Source organism: Bacillota bacterium (assembly GCA_013314855.1).
In the GTDB taxonomy this organism is placed as follows: domain Bacteria; phylum Bacillota; class Clostridia; order Acetivibrionales; family DUMC01; genus Ch48.
The window spans coordinates 1-16,894 of record JABUEW010000019.1; the positions used below are offsets into that span (position 1 = coordinate 1).

At 35.7% G+C, this 16,894-nt stretch carries 15 protein-coding genes; 1 reads left to right on the plus strand and 14 read right to left on the minus strand.

Annotated features, from left to right (window positions below; all coding sequences use genetic code 11):
* Positions 1 to 292: 292 nt before the first annotated feature.
* The 14 genes from HPY74_04805 to HPY74_04870 form a co-directional block, all read right to left on the minus strand.
* Positions 293 to 757, minus strand: coding sequence for an ATP-binding protein (locus tag HPY74_04805; protein ID NSW89998.1), 465 nt, complete (start codon positions 755 to 757; stop codon positions 293 to 295).
* Positions 758 to 872: 115 nt separating this feature from the next.
* Entirely contained in the window at positions 873 to 1,643 is a 771-nt protein-coding gene (locus HPY74_04810; protein NSW89999.1) for a SigB/SigF/SigG family RNA polymerase sigma factor, read from the minus strand.
* Positions 1,624 to 2,049 (minus strand): ATP-binding protein, encoded by a 426-nt coding sequence (locus HPY74_04815; protein ID NSW90000.1) that lies wholly within the window; start codon positions 2,047 to 2,049, stop codon positions 1,624 to 1,626. The genes HPY74_04810 and HPY74_04815 overlap by 20 nt, the downstream gene beginning before the upstream one ends.
* A 4-nt stretch (positions 2,050 to 2,053) precedes the next feature.
* Positions 2,054 to 2,371, minus strand: coding sequence for an STAS domain-containing protein (locus HPY74_04820; protein ID NSW90001.1), 318 nt, complete (start codon positions 2,369 to 2,371; stop codon positions 2,054 to 2,056).
* The gene (locus tag HPY74_04825) at positions 2,368 to 3,258 is read right to left on the minus strand and encodes a DnaJ domain-containing protein (GenBank protein NSW90002.1); all 891 of its coding nucleotides are present in this window, start codon (positions 3,256 to 3,258) and stop codon (positions 2,368 to 2,370) included. Before HPY74_04825 ends, HPY74_04820 begins: the two co-directional genes overlap by 4 nt.
* Before the next feature lie 62 nt (positions 3,259 to 3,320).
* The gene (gene lysS / locus HPY74_04830) at positions 3,321 to 4,814 is read right to left on the minus strand and encodes a lysine--tRNA ligase (GenBank protein ID NSW90003.1); all 1,494 of its coding nucleotides are present in this window, start codon (positions 4,812 to 4,814) and stop codon (positions 3,321 to 3,323) included.
* Positions 4,815 to 5,140: 326 nt separating this feature from the next.
* A complete protein-coding gene (gene greA, locus HPY74_04835) occupies positions 5,141 to 5,617 on the minus strand; it encodes a transcription elongation factor GreA (GenBank protein ID NSW90004.1) in 477 nt (158 codons plus the stop codon).
* A gap of 251 nt (positions 5,618 to 5,868) precedes the next feature.
* Entirely contained in the window at positions 5,869 to 6,858 is a 990-nt protein-coding gene (locus HPY74_04840) for a Gfo/Idh/MocA family oxidoreductase (protein ID NSW90005.1), read from the minus strand.
* 82 nt (positions 6,859 to 6,940) lie between these two features.
* A complete protein-coding gene (locus HPY74_04845) occupies positions 6,941 to 8,146 on the minus strand; it encodes a Gfo/Idh/MocA family oxidoreductase (GenBank protein ID NSW90006.1) in 1,206 nt (401 codons plus the stop codon).
* A 51-nt stretch (positions 8,147 to 8,197) separates the two neighbouring features.
* On the minus strand, positions 8,198 to 9,055 hold the full coding sequence (locus HPY74_04850; protein NSW90007.1) for a hypothetical protein: 858 nt from the start codon (positions 9,053 to 9,055) through the stop codon (positions 8,198 to 8,200).
* 282 nt (positions 9,056 to 9,337) lie between these two features.
* Positions 9,338 to 10,798, minus strand: a complete 1,461-nt coding sequence (gene guaB, locus HPY74_04855) for an IMP dehydrogenase (GenBank protein NSW90008.1) — start codon at positions 10,796 to 10,798, stop codon at positions 9,338 to 9,340.
* Between the two features lie 151 nt (positions 10,799 to 10,949).
* A complete protein-coding gene (locus HPY74_04860) occupies positions 10,950 to 11,213 on the minus strand; it encodes a hypothetical protein (protein ID NSW90009.1) in 264 nt (87 codons plus the stop codon).
* 103 nt (positions 11,214 to 11,316) lie between these two features.
* Positions 11,317 to 12,795 (minus strand): alpha-N-arabinofuranosidase, encoded by a 1,479-nt coding sequence (locus HPY74_04865; GenBank protein ID NSW90010.1) that lies wholly within the window; start codon positions 12,793 to 12,795, stop codon positions 11,317 to 11,319.
* Positions 12,796 to 12,818: 23 nt separating this feature from the next.
* Positions 12,819 to 13,844 carry a GntR family transcriptional regulator gene (locus tag HPY74_04870; GenBank protein NSW90011.1) on the minus strand — a complete coding sequence of 342 codons (1,026 nt, stop codon included), beginning with the start codon at positions 13,842 to 13,844 and terminating at the stop codon, positions 12,819 to 12,821.
* Positions 13,845 to 14,245: 401 nt separating this feature from the next.
* On the opposite strand from HPY74_04870, the gene HPY74_04875 reads away from it, so the two are divergent.
* The gene (locus tag HPY74_04875; protein NSW90012.1) at positions 14,246 to 16,615 is read left to right on the plus strand and encodes a glycoside hydrolase family 2; all 2,370 of its coding nucleotides are present in this window, start codon (positions 14,246 to 14,248) and stop codon (positions 16,613 to 16,615) included.
* Positions 16,616 to 16,894 lie beyond the last annotated feature (279 nt).

The following is a 16,894-nucleotide window of genomic DNA, read 5'->3' on the forward strand; positions in this document are numbered from 1 at the left end:
ACCCTCTAGTTAATTCCTATCTCTACGCGGACTTCTATATCCGCTAGCTTATCCTTATCTCAAGGCTTTGTCCTTGCTCTTCTTTTTTCGCTCTCGCTTCGTTTTCTCAATTCAAAGAGCCCTCTTTCTATACACTGTTCACTTTTCAATGTCCATATCCGCATTGCTTAGGTTCCCTTTAGGCACCTGCTTTAGCTTCCCCTCAGAGCGACTTTTCTATAGTAACATGCAACTTTTATTTTGTCAACAACCTTTTTGCAAAATCTATTTTTTTCAAAATCCTTTTAAATTTTTACGTCGGATGCTTTTCTAAGCTCTTCAATATCGATATTTTATTACCCTCCTTATTAAACTCTACCTTATCACACAACTTCTTAATAATTTTAATTCCTCGGCCTCTTTCCTCTATATTGCTCCAGCAAAACGTGTCCTGGCTTTCTTCGCACTTTTCCAAATAAAAATTATAGTCATACCCTTCTCCATCATCGGTAACCATCATTAATATACACTTATTTTTTGTAATGCCAACAGTTATCCTGACTAGCTTATCTTTATTTTCCTTATTACCATGTATTACTGCATTTAAAAGCAACTCATTGAGAATTACTCTCAATTCAAAAAGAATATCATCATGAATAGCCCCACAATTATCAATTAAATATTGAATAACCTCATTTACAGTATAGCCTACAACTTCAACCTTGCTTGGAATCACTTTATTATAAGCATTTGAAAGCTCTAATTCTAATGAGTTCAAGACACTCCCTTCCTCGCCACTTATTCTTATAATAAATACCCATTAGTGTTTACTCATAAACAAAAAATAGTTTTAAAATATAAACTAGCACAACAATTTAACCTATATTGGCCTATTATTTTAAAATAATTCTAAGCTTATTTAAGATTTTCTTTTCCATCCGAGAAATGTACATTTGAGACACGCCTAGTTTTTCGGCTATATTCTTTTGAGTCTTATTTTCATAATACCTTAATCTTATAAACTCTTTTTCAATATCATTAAGTTTATTCATACTTTTTTCAAGGAAATCTCTGTTTTCTATCTTTTCAAATTCTTCATCTTCTTCTCCTATTGTTTCATGGAGTTCTATATTATCATCAGTATATGCATTTTGGTCAAAGGATGTCAAATTATAAACATTTTTTGATTCAATTATTTCCAGCACATTTTCCTCATCTATATTCAAATAACTTGCAATTTCATCTACACGCGGCGGCCTTTGCAACTTTATATATAATTGTTCTTTTGCAAGATTAACTTTTTTGTAATCTTCATAGATTCTCCTTGGAATTCTAATTACCGAACCTTTATCACGGAAAAACCTTTTTATTTCCCCAATAATAGTAGGAGTTGCAAAACTGATAAATTTTACACCCCTTTCAGGGTTATAGCGCTCCACTGACTTAATCAAAGCAATAGAAGCAACCTGGAAAATATCTTCATATTCGACTCCCCTGTTGACAAACTTCTTCGATATAATTTCTGCTAGGTAAAGATATTTGTTAACAATTGCGTTTCTATTAGATATCGTAGGTTTTTCTTTATATCTTTTAAACATATCTTTATCATTATCATTATCATTATCTGTAGGAAACGGTAGGGTATCATTTGCTTTCTGTTGCATCCTTAATTTTCTCCTCAATTTTCTCCTCGACATTTTTAGACATAGATAATATATAACTATTATCACCGCATAATTCAACATTATCCATAAGTGAGTTTATTATAGGTATAGCCAGCTCGTCCATCTCACTATTAAAAATACACTTTAGAGACTTGTCCTCACAATCGTAAACTATATTCAAAACTAATTTCCCAATATTAAAGATAATTCTATATCCGGAAGCGGTTTTACTTCCTATGTGGACCAGCTTGCTGCAAACTTCAGATACGGCAACTTTTATATCTTCGATGGCCTCAATGTCAAAGCCTATGCGGTTTGCAATTCCAGATGCCGCAAGCCTTGCCACACTTACATATTCAGCTTTGAAAGGCAATAAAAGTTCAATGCAATCAACAGACGATTCCATACCTTCACTCCTCAATAATAAATAATTTGTCAAGGCCAGTAATTGAAAAAAGCTTTTTTATATTACTTTTTAATCCAATTAAATGAATGTTATTTCCGTATTGTTTTGCCCTTTTCAAAGTACCTGCGAAAACACCCAGGCCTGTACTGTCAATATAGTTTAATTTACTGCAGTCTATTTTAATGTCAGTTTTCCGGCTATCAACAATATGGTATAACCTGTCCTTTAATTTTGAAGAGGTATAAATATCTGCCTCTCCTGAAACTAAAACTCTTGTGACTTCTCCTGAATATTCCTCTTTAATAATCAAATCGCTTGTCATTTTCTCATCGCCTCCTCGGAAGTATTTACCAAAAGCTTAATAAATTCAACAGCATTATCGTAATGTTTTGCTCTTATACTTATAGCTGCAATCATTTCCTCTCCGGCAGTTTTCGCATCCGTAAGAATTTTGCTGTTTTTGACATTAATTCCGTAGATACCTTCATCTACCACTACTATTTTTCCTTCTTTATTTTCTTCTTCAATTTCCTCCCTGTACACTTTATCTTCCGGCAAACCCATCTCACTAACAATTTCATCCAGTTTCATAAATGCCCCTTGTTTCGCAAATTTTTCAAATTGAGCCTTGTCTAAAATCAAGACGTCTACATCCCCTACCGCTATCAATACCATTGCTTTTTGCAACATTGCCATCTGTACTTGAGGATCCTGTTTTTCCTGGGCTTCTGAAATTAAGATGTTTTCAAAACTTACGGCCTCTATCGTCGGCATCCTGGATTTAATATCTTCTTCCAACTGTTCTGTTTCATTGCAGTAAACCTCACCCATAAAAACCACATACAAATCCGGGTCTACCCTGTTAACACAACCTCTAATCGTAGATATTATAGCAACAAGCATTATAATACCCACGATTATATGGATTTTGTAGTAATATAGGATATTTTTCAATTTATCCTCGTCAATTCCAAGCTTTTGTAATATGGGATTAGGCCTTTTACGTTCCTTCCCGTCATCCTTTGATTCAACTATATAGCCCATTAAAAGATTATATGCTTCCGTTATTTTACCAAATTGCTCTTCCGAAAGCCCTTCATTATTACCGGCACGATACTTTCTTAATATTGTTGCATATCTTTTTTCTATTTCATTTTTCGATGCATCTTCTTTAACGCCAAGGACTTTATACGCTTCCTGTTTTTGCAATTTAAAACCCCCCTTACTTCCTTTATAAAATATATAGAAGTTTATAATTGAGGCCTTTATTTTCAAGGCTTTGGCTTCATAGTAGGAAACAATAGTACATCCCTTATGGAGTATGAGTCAGTAAGCAGCATAACCAGCCTATCAACACCTATTCCCAGACCTCCTGTAGGCGGCATACCGTACTCCAGAGCATTTAAGAAGTCTTCATCAATCATATTGGCTTCTTCGTCTCCTGCCTCCCTCTTTTTCATCTGTTCTATGAACCTATCCCTTTGGTCCAACGGATCATTCAATTCAGAATAGGCATTTCCCATTTCCCTACCTGTAATAAAAATCTCAAACCTCTCTGTCAACTCCGGTCTATCGGGTTTTCTTTTTGTAAGAGGAGAAATCTCTACCGGATAATCGTAAATAAATGTAGGCTGTATTAAATGGCTTTCCACAAACTCTTCAAAAAATAAATAGAGCACTTCTCCCCATTTTATATTTTCTTTAAACTCAAGTCCTTTTTCTTTAGCAATTCTCTTAGCTTCTTCATTTCCTTTTACTTTACCAAAATCTATGCCAGTATATTTCTCTACAGCTTCAACCATAGTAAGCCTTTGCCATGGCGGCGTTAGGTCAATTTCCATATTCTGATAAATAACCTTCATTGTCCCTAATATTTCCATTGCAACTGAAGAAATCAATCCTTCTGCCAGTTCCATCATTCCATTGTAATCAGTGTAAGCTTCATAAACCTCCATCATAGTAAACTCCGGATTGTGTTTTACGGATATACCTTCATTTCTAAACATACGTCCCAATTCATATACCTTTTCAAGCCCGCCTACAATAAGTCTCTTCAAATATAATTCAGGAGATATCCTTAAATATAAATCCATATCCAGAGTATTATGATGGGTAATAAAAGGTCTGGCAGCAGCGCCTCCGGGAATAACATTCAATAAAGGGGTTTCCACTTCAAGGAAACCTCTTTCATCAAGATACCTTCTCACAGCTTTAATTATCTTTGTCCTGGTTATAAATGTTTTCTTCACTTCCGGATTGACAATAAGGTCAATATATCTTTGCCTGTATCTTAAATCAACATCTTTCAACCCGTGCCACTTTTCAGGTAAAGGCTGCAATGATTTTGCAAGTAATAATATGTTGTTGGCTTTTATTGAAATTTCACCTTTATGTGTTTTGAAAACATGTCCCTCTATACCTATAATATCTCCAATGTCATACTTCTTAAAGTCCTCATAAGCTTCTTCTCCAATTTCATTAATTCTTACATAAATTTGGATTTTGCCTTCTCTGTCTTGGATATCGCAAAAGGAAGCTTTTCCCATACTTCTTTTTGATATTATTCTGCCCGCTACGGAAACAAACTTCCCATCCATTTCATTAAAATTATCAATTATCTGTGAACTTGAGCTGCTGACATGGTATTTCACAACTTTAAAGGGATCTTTATTCTCCTCTTTAAGTTCCTTCAATTTCTGTCTTCTAACTTTTAATATTTCGTTCAAATCATTAACTTCGCTAGCGTAGTCCAAACTGTCGGGCATAACTTATCCTCCTTGTAAACTATAAAGATAGCAGCTTACTGTTAAACTTAACAACACCTGCGCTAAAGTGCAGGGACTATACTTTCGACTAAAAGTCGCCCAAAGTAAATACAGGCGTTGTGCAAACCCGCCACTTTAGTGGCGGGCAGTTGTATTGTTGTAATTTATATTTACAATTATATATAAATTATATATAAATCATCTTAATATTTCAAGCTGATGCCAATATTTGTGTGATGCCAATATTTGATATTGAGGACATGCTTTGAATTTTGTATTTTGTTTTTATATATTTGGATAATGGATATACTGGATATATTCGAAGTTTATTTATCAATGTTTAATATTTTAAGCTTAATAACTCCGGCAGGGACACTGACTTCCACCATATCTCCTTTCTCTTTTCCAATAAGCGCTCTGCCCACAGGAGATTCATTTGATATTTTATACCTTCCGGGATCAGCTTCTGTAGAACCAACAATAAAATATTCAACCTCTTCCTTTAAATCCATATCATATACTTTTACCTTACAGCCGAGGCTCACCGTTTCAGTATTAACATCTTCTTCATCAATAACTTTCGCGTTCTTTAACATGGTCTCAATTTGAACAATTCTGCTTTCTATATAAGCCTGCTCATTTTTTACCTCGTCATACTCGGAATTTTCGGTTATATCTCCAAATGATAGGGCCTGTTTTATTCTTTCTGCAATTTCTCTCCTTTTTATACTCTTCAAATATTCTAACTCTTTTTCCAGTTTTTTTAATCCTTCATAAGTTAATATGACTTCTTTTCCTGTCATTTGAAGCCTCTCCTTTACAATGGTTTTTATGTGTTGATAATATATGCATTAAAGCCTTATTTATTCCAGCTATTCGAAGTTTAAGGCAATATATTTCATTTCAAGGATATAAAACAAACAGCACTGATAATACCAACAGTGCCACAATGTCTAAAATCCTAATATATTTTAGGTATTTTCAAGTTCTATTTATTATAGAATACATAGTATTGAATTGTCAAGAAGTTAAAAATCAAAAATTCAGTTTAGTTTCAAAAATACACCACCCTGTTTTCATCGGCAGACATCCTTGCTTTAATACACGCTTCTGTTACATAAAAAGAATCTTCTGCGCTAATCATGCATTTCTCTTCACTTCGTACCTGCTTTAAAAAATCCTGGAAAATTTCTCTCCCCTCAAGTAAGTCAAGTTCCACAGTCCCTTCAGTCTCTTTATTTACAAGATAAACCTTCCGGTTACATACCTCTAATATCCCTTCTGTACCGACTATCCTTATCCTGTCATCATCATGCCCCTTTGCTGTATCCGGTCTCATATAATCAATTGTTACTGAAGCAAATACCTGGTTTTCCATAACAAAGTGGCAAAGAGCAGTTATTTCCAAATCCCCATGCCCTTTATTAAAAAGATTTGAATGGGACGAATATACCAATATAAATTTTTTGGCGCTAAACCAATAAAGCCAATCAATGGCATGGCTCCCTACCCAGGGGATGGTACCTCCATAAGTTTTTCTGTCTTTATAGTGTTCTCCCCTGTTGCCAAGTTTATATGATTTTTGAGCGTTCATAAGCCTTATTTCGCCGATTTTACCCTTTTTTACCGCCTCCCATGCAGTAAGAAACCAGGGTGTGTACCGGATACCGAACATAGTTGCAAGAAACACTCCCGATTTACTATAGATTTCTTTCAACATATAAAGGTCTTCCATATTAGTAGCAATTGGCTTTTCTATAAATAAGTGAATTCCCCGTCTTAAAACTTCAGCAGCAACCTTTGCATGGTCGCCGAAATAACAGCACACAACCGCAATGTCGGGCTTTAACTCATCCAACATTTTACAATAATCGTCATATGTTTTAACATACGGATGATCTTTTGCAACAATATTATAAAGAGAAGATATATTTTCACCCTCAGATCCTGGTGATATACCTACTATTTTGATTTCACGGTCATCTCTAATTCCATTTAAAACATACCCATAATGACCCGTTGAGCCAATTATAGAGACTTTCATGATATAATCCTCCCGTGAGCAATTTAATCTATTGTCCCAGTCCTAAATACAATCATAAATACAATCAGCATACCAAGTTAATTCAAGCCCCAAAATACTTATAGCCAACCAGGTTAACCTTTTCTCCTGCTTTTGCCCACCATATTTCTTTTTCTGACGGCAGAGCCCAATCTTCATAACATTCCAGTAAAATCTCTTTTAAACCATCAACCCAAACAAGCTCAGGTTCTCCTTCCACCTTTATCAATGATTTAGGAAAGTTGATTATCTCAGGTACCGATTCCTGCATTCCATTTACGCATATAATGTGAGGAATGGCAGTCTCAACTTTTGATGTTATATTTACATCAAGTCCTCCTGCAGCATCTATACATATCCAAAGTTTTTTAACTTCTTTGTCAAAAGGATTACCGTAATTTTTTATTGTTCCATCCTTAAATTGGGCTATTAAATTGCTATTTTCCGTTCCATGCTTATATGTAACCACTGCCTTTTCAAATTCATAGCAAAATACGGGACCTATATTCCCATTAACCGCATGGGATGCATAAAACATTATATCTACGCCGTCTTGAGCAATTATATGAGCCGCCACAGTATCAAAGTTTTCAATATCATTGGCCCTATACAACTCCGCTTTTACTTCGGATGGATATATGCTTCCGTCTTCTTTTTCGCCCAATACAAAAAGCATATTATTAAGATAATGAGCTGTAGCATTAGCTGCCACACTGTCTAATACCCAATTGCCATATTCATCTTTTTTCTTGCCTGCCCATTTCCTGCTGTAGTACTTTTTGTCTCTCGGCCATAAAACAACTGTTTTTAACCTTAAAGGCCTTCCCAACTTTCCTTCCATAATATCTCTTTTTAGTTCAAGAACTGCATCATTAAAAGACAATTGATAACCAATAGCAAGAAACTTGCCTGTTTTATTTCTGACTTCCGTCATTTTAAGAGCATCCTGCACAGTTGCACTCACGGGTTTCTCACATAAAACATTGCTACCGTGCATCATTGCATAACAAGATTGATACGAATGATATTGTATGGGTGAAGATATTACTGCAAGCTCAGCATTATTTCCCATATAAAATTCCTCTATGGTTTGAAAAAAAGGAATTCTGAGCTCTTCAAGCTTTTTGAGAAACTTGCAGCCTTGAGGATTTGGATCAACCACACCCACTATTGAAAAACTGTCTTTATCCATATGATTTAAGAGTTCATTAATATATATATTACCATAACCTCCTGCACCAACCAACACAATCGATACTTTTTTTCTCATAATTTACACCTTCTCTTAATAATTTTTTTATTTAGTCCAATGTATTTTGGTTCAATATATACTTGATACATCTGAAATATTTACTCCAATAAATCCTTTTATGTAATAACCATTTTCTTTAAAAGTCCTTGCCATATCCTGCATGATATAATCTCCCTGTACGTTATTTGATAAAGGCCCAATCCGGTTTTGTATCAAGAACTCAGCCATCTCCAAACTGCTAAAGTCCGCTGGTATTAACTTTCCCAGCTTCACCATAATAGCAGGTGGAATATAAATTTCAAGGCTACATATCACAATATTTCCCGTACTAATTTCTTCCTTATTTAAATAGCTTTTCAAATATCCGGTTTTATATAAACCCGGACCAAAGTTTAATATCACAGCCTTTGGTTTAACTTTTGCATATTCATCAATTTTACCCATATCCCCAAAATTTATAATAACATCTGCATTATTCAAGCCCTTTTTAAAATCAGAAATTACGCTTATCGAAAGTCCGGTATTAATATAAATGTCCTCAAGCTCTTTTTGAAGCCATGTCCTATCCATAGCTAAAAGTGTAATAAATTTTGTTACAGGATAAAGCATCCTTACGACATTAATAACTTCGTTTTTATTATCACCTTCAATAACAATAATATCCAAATGGCCAATATCAGCCTTATCAGGGTAAAGTTTTTTCAGTATCTCAACAACAAGGGCTTGAAACAAAAACCTACCGCCAGAAACTTCTTCATAATGTTCTTTCAAATTATAAATATTCATTAACTTTCTTGAAAAATAAAACCTTCCAATATTTTTTTTGGAACATACCAACTCTATTGTCCTGAAAACTTCATCATTGATAGTACAGGGTAATTGCAATAAATAAACTTTTAAATCATTATACACCTCAATTTCTTTCAAACTTTCTTCTATATGGTCCATAATATGGTCCATAACTATATCTTTGTAAAATAATCTTCCTAATAACTTTAGCGCTCTGTGCCATATATTAACTGACGTTTTGGTATCTACAGTACTTGTTTCAATATTTTCGGAACATAATACCAGTAAAATATCAGCCATGCATATTCCCCTGCCTTTAATAGTTTAATAGATTACATATAATAGTACATAGTTAATACATAGTATTAATATTGTCACCACAGATAGAATATGCAAAGATCAGCAGTCAACAGGCAAAAGTTACACATTCGTTATACTATAATTAGGTGCCTCTTTGGTAATATTTATATTATGAGGGTGGCTTTCCCTTAAACCTGCACTGGTTATTCTAACAAACTTCGATTGGGTTTTTAATTCTTCAATTGTCCTGGTGCCACAGTATCCCATACCATGTTTTAAACCCTCAACCAATTGAAATACTATATCAGATAAAGGCCCTTTATAAGGAACTCTACCTTCTACCCCCTCAGGTACAAGCTTATTTGCATCTTCCTGGAAATATCTGTCCTTGCTTCCCTTTTGCATGGCGCCGATAGAACCCATCCCCCTATAAACTTTAAAACGTCTTCCCTGGTATATTTCAGACTCTCCCGGACTTTCCTCAGTACCTGCAAACAGGTTACCTAGCATAACTATATCAGCTCCTGCTGCAATTGCCTTGACAATATCTCCCGAGTATTTAATCCCTCCGTCAGCAATTATGGGAATGCCATATTTTTTTGCTACTTCATAACTGTCATTTATTGCCGTTATCTGGGGAATACCAGTACCTGCTATAACCCTGGTGATACAAATAGAACCAGGTCCTACACCAACTTTTACAGCATCTGCTCCTGCATCGATTAGATCCTTTGTCCCTTCAGCTGTTGCTACATTACCTGCAATAACAGGTAGATCAGGAAACTTTTCTTTTATCCTTTTCACACTATTAATAACATTTGCTGAATGACCGTGGGCAGAATCTACCACCACCACATCAACTTTTGAGCTTACAAGGGCTTCTACTCTCTCCATCATTTCTTTGGTCACTCCTACCGCTGCTCCGGCAAGGAGCCTTCCACTGGAATCTTTGGCCGAATTGGGGTATTGAATTGCTTTTTCTATATCCTTTATTGTAATTAGTCCTTTTAAATAACCATCACTATCTACTATGGGCAATTTTTCAATTTTGTATTTACGTAATATCTCTTTGGCTTCATTCAATGTTGTCCCTTCAGGTGCAGTAATTAGCCTATCTTTTGTCATTACCTCGCTTATTTTTCTGTTATAATTGGTCTCAAACCTTAAGTCCCTATTAGTTAATATTCCTACCAATTTCCCATGTTCAGTTATTGGTACTCCGGATATCCTATACTTTTTCATTAGCTCAAGAGCATCATAGATAGTATGCTCAGGAGATAAATAAAAAGGGTCTACAATAACCCCATGCTCCGACCTTTTAACTTTATCCACTTCAGTTGCCTGATCTTCAATAGACATATTTTTATGAATTATTCCTATTCCTCCTTCCCTGGCTATTGCAATAGCCAGTCTGGATTCGGTGACAGTATCCATGGCAGCACTGGCTAAAGGTATATTAAGTTTAATATCTCTTGTAAGTAGTGTTGTAACATCTACATCCCTTGGCAATATTTCAGACTTTTGAGGTATTAAAAGCACATCATCAAATGTGAGCCCTTCTTTTTCAAATCTATCCTGCATATTTTTCCCTCCTTTGCCCTGTCTGGGGCGGATTTTACGGACACAAAAATATTAGGATATATTATACTAGAGAATGGCTATATCGTCAAGAATAATTCAAACTATCAACTTTAGAGTAATTTAGAGTAAGCTTGCAAACAAGTGGTATATTCTACCATTTTGACGAATAGGGATAAGGACAGTGTGTACCTGCAATTTTGGCTTTTATATGAACGAGGCATCCGCAGTGCCTACAAGTAGTACCGTAATCGAGATAAGCACATTCCGTGCATATATTAAGTCTTTGTTCGTATTCTTTTTCTGTAACCAGTTTAATATTCTTTATTTTGAGAGTTTTACCGAAAATTTGGGCTGTCTCTTCCGGCGTTATTCCTACAATGTCCATGCAGCTTTTGCATTTTCCTTTATCTTGCATTTTCAATCCTCTTTCACAGCATATAATTAACAGGAGAGACAATCCAAATACCAAATCGGAAAACAGTCCTATTTTTGCGTCCCCCTGTCAAACTTTGCTTTTTCTACTCAACAGTTAGTACAACTACGCATTTGGGTGGCAATGATATACTAATAGCACTTCTTTCAATTGAAGCCCCGTTGAATTCTGACGGTTTTATGGTTTCCGGCGATCGGAATGTATTGTGTGCGTTCATTTCAGTAGATGTCAGAATAGTTCCGGTCACTTTTGATATGTTTGATCCTCTTAATTCACAAGTAATGTCAATACCGTCATTGGGATTAAGATTACAAAGTGATATATTTATGCTGTTACCCGAATCTACAGAGGCAGATGCACTTATCTGAGGGATTTCTTCATTTTCCAAGGTATATTTGGGACTGTCAAATTCCAAAGATAATAGTTCTGCATCCTGATGTACTTTGTACATATTAAACACATGGTATGTAGGTGTAAGAACTATTTTTTCCCCTTCAGTAAGTATTACTGCCTGCAGGACATTAACTGTTTGGGCAATATTTGCCATGTGCACCCTGTCGCAGTGGTTATGGAATATATTCAAATTTATGCCGGCTACGAGAGCGTCCCTCAGCGTGTTTTGCTGGTAAAGGAATCCAGGATTTGTTCCCGGCTCTACATCATACCATGTCCCCCATTCATCAACAATTAAGCCTATCCTTTTTTCCGGATCATACTGATCCATTATCGATTTATGTTTAGTAATCAATTCATCCATGAACAGGGTTTTCTTCAAGGTAGTAAACCATTCAAACTCATCAAACTCGGTGGAAGAGCCTTTTCTATCCCAGGTTGGTCTGGGTACGGTATAATAATGAAGGCTTATACCATCCATATATTTGGCAGCCTCTCTCATCAAAACTTCGGTCCAGCGGTAATCCTTACTGTTTGCACCACACGCTACTTTATATACCTTATTGCCGCTAAAGTTTCTTACATAGCAGGAATATCGGCGGTATAAGTCAGCATAGTACTCTGGCCGCATATTCCCTCCACAGCCCCAATTTTCGTTCCCTACCCCAAAATAGGGCAGTTTCCAGGGTTCCTCACGCCCGTTATTCCTTCTAAGATTAGCCATTGGGGACTCCCCGTCAAAGGTTATATATTCGATCCATTCCTGCATTTCCTGGACAGTGCCGCTTCCTACATTGCCACAGATATAAGGCTCAGCGCCAATTAATTCACATAATGTCATGAATTCATGGGTACCAAAGTTGTTGTTCTCAATAACGCCTCCCCAGTGCGTATTAATCATTTTGACGCGTTCTTCATAAGGCCCTATGCCGTTTTTCCAATGATACTCATCTGCGAAACACCCTCCGGGCCACCTTAATACCGGGACTTGTAACTCCCTCAATGCTTCTATAATATCATTACGGATACCTCCAGTATTAGGTATTGGCGAATCCTTTCCGACCCAGATTCCTCCATAGATACATCTTCCCAGGTGCTCGGAAAAATGCCCGTAAATGTTTTTGTTGATTTTACCCTTTTTAATATCAGCATTGATAACCATTTTTGTCATTAGAATATTCTCCTTTCATAAAGTTATATTTTTCTTAAGGATTCCCTATAAACTAACGAAGGATTAAGCAATACTTTTTTACCTATATCGCCTCCTGTTATGCTTGTTTTACTGAGGATTGAAAACAGTTCCTCAACAAGATACTTCATATCAAGACTAAATGTTGTAAGGGCGGGAAAGTATTCCTTTGCAAGCGGGATATCGTCACACCCTATTACTGATAGATCTTCGGGCACCCTTAAACCTCCTTCCTTTAATCTTTGTATAAATCCTACCGCCATCCAGTCATTTGAAGCAAAAACACCGGTAGGTCGCGTACTTTCAGAGAAATTATTCAATAAATATTCAGCAGCTTTATAGCCTCCGGCCCAGTTCATCTTTTCTGTTATTACAGTTGGGTTTGTTCCTAAAGCTTTTGAGGCATCAATAAATCCCTCTTTTCTATTTAGAGCGGATGGGTATTTTCCAGGTCCCGCAAGAAGCAAGATGTTTCTATGGTTATGCTCCGTAAGAGTTTTAGCCGCTTTATACCCAATTTTATAATCATCATAGTAAATCTGTATTATATTATTGAAGTTTGGGTAGTCATGCAATGTAATGATTATTTTATATGCCTGCTGTATCCTTTCCATAATCCTGTCATCTATTATACCGACTACTATGAGAGGAAAAGGTTCTATTGAATTATTATTTATGTGTTCCGGATGTTTCATAAAAATATTTATTGAGTGCCTGACAGCCATATTGGTCAATTCGACAAGAAACATATTATAGAAGGGGTCGTTAGCCTTAATATCAGGAGAACAAAGCACGTGAAGTGAATTGAGTTTTATATCCGGCGTTATATAAGTTCCCTTGCCGCGTATCTGTATAAGCAGGCCTTCATTTGTAAGTGCTTTAATTGCCGCTCTTACGCTGACCCTGCTAACACCCAGGGTTTCAGCCAGTTCCCTTTCGGAAGCAATTTTTACAAGTGAACCGGTACGAATTTTCAGTATTTGTGTTCTAAGCTTTTCTGTAGTTTTTTCCTTAATAAGGGGCTTTTGCATTATTTGTTCTCCATTTCCAGTTCCAATTAATACTAATATAATACCAATATAATACCAATACTTAATATGTGTGTCAAGATATGTATGTCAATATGTCAATGTCAATATAGCAGACACATATAAGCAGACATTTTATTTGATAATATAATTGTTTTCTAGTATAATTATATCAAAAAATAAAGGCTAAAAGTCCTTTATAGAATCTCACGGATTTTATGATTAACGATTCTTTGCAGGATATTCTTTTTTCAGAATATGGCTGCTACACTGCGCAATTAGATGGGAAAGGATATGAAAGCATTGAATCTGAATTTTACCGTCTAATAGCAGAAGTAAATAATTCAAAAGTTGGAAAGCATCTTATATTATCTTATTTATATTAATATGAAAGGATGGTAAGTATGAAATTTGGTGTCAATTGCAGCTGTCTTGATTTGAATGGAAAATGGGGTCTTGCATACAGCTTTAATGAACCGGAAAAAGAATATACAACAATTGAATCAATAAAAAAATCAGGTATGGAAGAAATTGAAGCAGTTGTTCCAGGAAATTTCGAGTTGGATTTACAAAGAGCAGGTATAATTGAGGATCTGTTTTTCGGGACCAATTCATATAAAAACCGATGGTTGGAAAAATGTCACGTATGGTATTTCAGGGAGTTCAGCAGTTCCGGTTTTAAAGAAGAAATTGATGCAATCCTTGTTTTTGAAGGATTGGACTGTTACTCGGATATTTATATAAATGGTATGCATGTTGCATCATGTGATAATATGCTGATAGAACATAAATTTCATATCAATAATTATCTGAAAGGGAATAATGAAATTGTAGTTCATATTAGGCCTGCATGTATTGAAGCTAAAAAATATGATTACCCTGTATCTGCAATTTCCGGTGAATACTGGTATGAATCTCTTTATGTAAGAAAAGCTCCCCACATGTATGGATGGGATATTATGCCAAGAATAGTCTCCGCAGGTATATGGAGACCCGTATACATAGAATATAGACCAAAGGATAGAATTGAAGAGGTTTATTTGCAGACGATAGATGTGTCTGATGATAAAAAACTGGCATATTTATCACTGTATTACAAGGTAAAAATAAGAAACGAAAATAATAACAATAATAACGGCAACAATAACGACAAGTGGGAAATCGTTGTCAACGGCTGTTGCGGCAGTTCTTCCTTTGAGCAAAAGAAAAAAATGCATTTCATTGCCGGTCATATGTACTTTTATGTTAACGATCCTGCTTTATGGTGGCCAAAGGGAAAAGGAAAGCCAAACCTCTATAACATAACCGTATCTCTTTTAAGAAATGGAAAGAGTATTGACACTGTATCATTCAAATATGGTATAAGAACAATAGAACTTATAAGAACAAGCGTAACCGGTTTGAAAGGAGAAGGTGAATTCTGTTTCAAAGTAAATGGTGAGAGGGTATTCATAAAAGGGAGCAACTGGGTTCCACTGGATGCCTTTCATTCGAGGGATAGGGAAAGAATACCCAATGCCATTTCATTGGTAGATGATATAGGATGTAATATGCTAAGGTGCTGGGGTGGGAACGTGTATGAAGATAACCTGTTTTATGATTTATGCGATGAAAAGGGTATAATGGTATGGCAGGACTTTGCCATGGCATGCGCTGTTTATCCGCAAGACAAGGAGTTCTGCGAAAGAATTGAGCATGAAGCGGTATGTACGGTAAAGAGACTCAGGCAGCATACATGCATTGTGTTGTGGTGCGGAGACAATGAATGTGATATGGCATATTACTGGAAAAAAACGAGCAGGAACCCTAATGAAAATATACTTACACGCAAAATACTGCCTGAAATTATAAGGCTGCACGATCCACACAGACCATATTTGCCAAGTTCGCCCTATATGGATGAGGAAGCGGTCAAAACAGGTAAAACCTATATTACGGAAGATCACCTATGGGGCCCCAGGAATTATTTCAAGAGTGATTACTATAGTAATTCCTTATGCCATTTTGCAAGTGAAATCGGGTATCATGGATGTCCATCTCCCAGGTCGATAAAAAAATTCATTTCCGCAGATAAATTATGGCCTTATGAAGATAATGACGAATGGATTATTCATTCATCCAACCCCGAGCCTGAAAAAGAAGGGCCATGGAGTTACCGTATCAGTCTGATGGCTAATCAGATCAAAGAAATGTTTGGAGTGGTTCCTGACAGCTTAGAAAAATTCTCACTTTTAAGCCAGATATGTCAAGCGGAAGCAAAGAAGTATTTCATAGAATTGTTCAGGGCATCGAAATGGAGAAGAACCGGTATCATTTGGTGGAACATATTGGATGGATGGCCACAGTTTTCTGATGCAGTTGTAGATTATTACTTTGAAAAAAAGCTTGCCTATTATTACATAAGGAACTCCCAAAAGGACTTCTGCCTGGTTATTGCAGAGCCAAAAGGATGGGAACATGACATCATTGCGTGTAACGACACTAGGGACAATATTGACATTATGTATTCTGTAAAGGACCTGGATACCGGAGAAATACTAAAAAGCGGGAACGCTGTTTGCTATAAGGATTCTTCAACAGTTATCGGAAGCATTCCATTCAGCAATGGATTTAAAAGATTCTATATAGTGGAATGGGAGAGTGAGCACGAAAGTGGAAAGAACCATTATATTTCAGGAAACCCACCATTTAATGCTGAAATGTATATTAAGATGCTGGAAAAACTTATTAATGTCATGGGCTGGGAATACGATCTCAAGTCCTTAACACAATAAACATGAATACAAAGAATTAATATGGGCGCATTTTATTTTTATGAAAAAATGCGCCCAATTATATTTTACCCTTGATTAAATTTACATTTCAAAGTATTATATATTTAAGATTATTATTATATTATAGTACATTTAATAATAAGTTGTATAAGAGATGTGATATGCGATATTCCGTGTAATAACTTACACAACAATAGTCTCACTAATACTATTTGCATTTTATTTGAGAGGTGAATTGAATTGAGTAAAAATATTGAAAATTGTCAAAGTAAAGTGAAA

Excerpts from the sequence above, each read along its gene's own strand:
- HPY74_04865 (NSW90010.1), bottom strand. The coding sequence starts at position 12,795 with ATGACAAAAATGGTTATCAATGCTGATATTAAAAAGGGTAAAATCAAC.
- HPY74_04820 (NSW90001.1), bottom strand. The coding sequence starts at position 2,371 with ATGACAAGCGATTTGATTATTAAAGAGGAATATTCAGGAGAAGTCACA.
- HPY74_04870 (NSW90011.1), bottom strand. The coding sequence starts at position 13,844 with ATGCAAAAGCCCCTTATTAAGGAAAAAACTACAGAAAAGCTTAGAACA.
- HPY74_04845 (NSW90006.1), bottom strand. The coding sequence starts at position 8,146 with ATGAGAAAAAAAGTATCGATTGTGTTGGTTGGTGCAGGAGGTTATGGT.
- greA (NSW90004.1), bottom strand. The coding sequence starts at position 5,617 with ATGACAGGAAAAGAAGTCATATTAACTTATGAAGGATTAAAAAAACTG.
- lysS (NSW90003.1), bottom strand. The coding sequence starts at position 4,814 with ATGCCCGACAGTTTGGACTACGCTAGCGAAGTTAATGATTTGAACGAA.
- guaB (NSW90008.1), bottom strand. The coding sequence starts at position 10,798 with ATGCAGGATAGATTTGAAAAAGAAGGGCTCACATTTGATGATGTGCTT.
- HPY74_04840 (NSW90005.1), bottom strand. The coding sequence starts at position 6,858 with ATGAAAGTCTCTATAATTGGCTCAACGGGTCATTATGGGTATGTTTTA.
- HPY74_04875 (NSW90012.1), top strand. The coding sequence starts at position 14,246 with ATGAAATTTGGTGTCAATTGCAGCTGTCTTGATTTGAATGGAAAATGG.
- HPY74_04860 (NSW90009.1), bottom strand. The coding sequence starts at position 11,213 with ATGCAAGATAAAGGAAAATGCAAAAGCTGCATGGACATTGTAGGAATA.
- HPY74_04810 (NSW89999.1), bottom strand. The coding sequence starts at position 1,643 with ATGCAACAGAAAGCAAATGATACCCTACCGTTTCCTACAGATAATGAT.
- HPY74_04815 (NSW90000.1), bottom strand. The coding sequence starts at position 2,049 with ATGGAATCGTCTGTTGATTGCATTGAACTTTTATTGCCTTTCAAAGCT.